The sequence below is a fragment of the Mesorhizobium delmotii genome (assembly GCF_900149755.1).
Taxonomy (GTDB): domain Bacteria; phylum Pseudomonadota; class Alphaproteobacteria; order Rhizobiales; family Rhizobiaceae; genus Mesorhizobium; species Mesorhizobium delmotii.
This window is the reverse complement of record NZ_FUIG01000073.1, coordinates 1-2,621: the sequence shown is the minus strand read 5'-3', so window position 1 is coordinate 2,621 and position 2,621 is coordinate 1. Positions and strand designations below refer to the sequence as shown.

Annotated in this window: 2 protein-coding genes; both read right to left on the bottom strand. The window is 60.4% G+C overall.

Annotation, left to right across the window (positions count from 1 at the left end; translation table 11 throughout):
* Nucleotides 1-146: 146 nt before the first annotated feature.
* Nucleotides 147-902, bottom strand: coding sequence for an IS21-like element helper ATPase IstB (gene istB / locus BQ8482_RS33870; protein WP_123151531.1), 756 nt, complete (start codon nucleotides 900-902; stop codon nucleotides 147-149).
* A gap of 15 nt (nucleotides 903-917) precedes the next feature.
* Nucleotides 918-2,453: an IS21 family transposase gene (istA, locus tag BQ8482_RS33865; RefSeq protein WP_123151530.1), complete on the bottom strand. Its 1,536-nt coding sequence runs from the start codon at nucleotides 2,451-2,453 to the stop codon at nucleotides 918-920.
* Nucleotides 2,454-2,621 lie beyond the last annotated feature (168 nt).

Here is a 2,621-nt window from a genome sequence, read left to right as displayed (position 1 = left end):
GCGTATTCCAATGATTCCGGACAGTGATTCCGAGACGAAACCGGACACCTATTCCGATAGAATACCGGACGCGATTCCGAGGCGAAGCCGGACGGCTTGAGCGCCTCTGGGTCTTTTGCGATATTTGTCGACGAACTCGTTTTCGGTCAAGCGGCAGTTGCGTCTGGGACTGGCAGGACCTTGTGTTTGCGCATGCTTTCGCCGGAAAGTTCGATGCGATAGGCGTTATGAACAAGGCGGTCGAGAACGGCATCGGCGATGGTCGGATTGCCGATCATGTCATACCAGTGATCCACGGGAATTTGACTTGTGAGGATGGTGGAACGCTTCTCGTAGCGATCCTCGACGATTTCCAGGAGATCGCGGCGTTGTTCGTCGTTGAGCTTCTCCGGCCCCCAATCGTCTAAAATAAGCAAGTCCGTTTTGGCCAGGCTCTTGAGCAGCTTCGCGTAACGGCCGTCTCCGCGGGCAAGGGCGAGCGAGGCGAAGAGGCGCGGTACACGGTGGTACGCGACCGAGAGATCCTCGCGGCATGCCTTGTGGCCGAGCGCGCAGGCCAGCCAGCTCTTCCCGACGCCGGCTGGTCCGATCAGGAGCAGGCTATGGCGCTGTCTGATCCAGTCGCATGTCGCCAGCCTCATGAAGAGATTGCGATCAAGACCGCGGGTTGCCCGGAAATCGGCGTTCTCGATCTGGGCGTCATGACGTAATCTGGCGGCACGGGCTCTGGCTTCGAAGCGCTTCTGACGGCGCGTTGTCGCCTCCCGTTCGAGCAGGATGGCAAGCCATTCGCCATGCGTGAGGGCTCTTGCCTCCGGCTGCGTCTCCAGTTCGTGGAACGCGTTTGCCATGCCGGAAAGGCCGAGTTCGCGCAGCATGTCGATGGTGGGATTGGTCAGCATTTGTTGATTATCTCCTTAATGAAAGTAGCCTGGGCCGCGAAGATTGGCGTGCTCGCCGACGGCGGCAGGTTCGGCGGTGTGCCTGGAGGCTTTGTGGGATTTGATGAGGGCGCTGATGCTTTTGCAGTTCAGGCCGCCGATCTCGAGCGCACGGGCCGAAACGGCTTCGGCCTGCGCCGTGTCGATCGCCTGGTAGAGCTTGAGAACGCCGAGGCATGTTCTGAATCCCTGTTCCGGATGCGGCCGGCTGGCAAGAATGGCGATGACGAGCCCCTCGGTCTGTGGACCGATCGAACGAGCCCAGCGCCGGAAGCGCTCCGGCGACCATTCCGCGTAGCGGCGGTGCGAACTGGGCATGTGGTCCGGCTCGGTTCCGAAACGGGCCCCGCCATAGCGGCGCTGATGGGCAGCGACGCGCTTGCCCTTGAAGAAGATCTCGATCGTTCGGCTCGTCGCCCGGACATCCACCTGCTGGCGAATGAGGCTGTGCGGCACGGAGTAGAAATAGCGTTCGAACTCGACATGATAGTCTGTCGATACCCGCGCCAGCCGCCACTCGGCGAACTCGTATTCCTCGGCTGGTAGTGCGGCGAGCGCTGGCCGTTCCATCGTCTCGAACAGGTCGCGACGGCACTGGTCCAGTCGGCGCATGACGTGGGTGTTGATCCGCTCGACAGCCTCCCGGATAGCGGCATTGGCTTCGTCCAGGGAAAAGAAGGTCTGGTTCCGCAGCCGGCCTAGAATGCAGCTCTGCGCGAAACGGACTCCACTTTCGACCTTGGCTTTATCCTTCGGTCGCTTCGGTCGCGCCGGCAGAACGCCGACACCGTAGTGCGAAGCCATCATGCCGAAGCTGCGGTTGATCTCCGGATCGTAAAAGCTTGCGCGGTTCACACCGGACTTCAGGTTGTCGGGAACAATCAGGCGCGGGACGCCGCCAAAGAAGCGGAACATGCGCACATGCGAGCCAATCCAGTCCGGCAGGGTCTGGCTCCATGTCGCCTCGGCAAAGGTATAGCTCGACGCGCCGAGCACCCCGAGAAAGATCTCGGCCTCGCGGATCTCGCCGGTCTTGCGGTCCACGATCGGCAGCTTCTTGCCGGAATAGTCGACGAACACCTTGTCTCCGGCGACATGCACCTGGCGCATCGTCGGCGTCAGCCGCCGCTCGAAGCCTCTAAAGAGATCACAGAATCTGCTGTAAGCGTAACCATCGGGATGAACGGCCCGATACTCCTCCCACAGGATCGACAGCGTCACGCCCGGCTTCTTTAGTTCGACCGCCAGCCTTCCCCAGTCAGGCTCGGTGCGTCGGCGTATCCCTTGTTTGACGCCCTGACGGGAGAAGAGTCGATGTTCGAGAACATCGTCAGTCAGCTCCGCCGGCAACGGCCAGGAAAGGCCGGCGGCAGTCGCTCGCTCTATGTTGTCCTGCACCGTACTGCGGGCAATCCCAAGCATGGTGGCAATGTCGCGAACGCTTATGCCGTCAGCGTTTAGGCGAAGCAGTTGTCTCAATTGTCTCATGGTCAGCCTTCTTCTCTTCGGCATGCATCTCTCCTCTACCGTCGAGGAAATGCATGCCCAGGTTGCTGACCCAAAGGCACTATCCAGGCTTCAAAACTGTCCGGTATTTAATCGGAATCGCGTCCGGTTAATTCTCGGAATCGCGTCCGGTTTTTGATCGGAATGCCGTCCGGTAAATCGTCGGAATCCGCA

Coding starts and splice junctions, on each gene's coding strand:
- istB (WP_123151531.1), bottom strand. CDS start 902: ATGCTGACCAATCCCACCATCGACATGCTGCGCGAACTCGGCCTTTCC.
- istA (WP_123151530.1), bottom strand. CDS start 2,453: ATGCCGAAGAGAAGAAGGCTGACCATGAGACAATTGAGACAACTGCTT.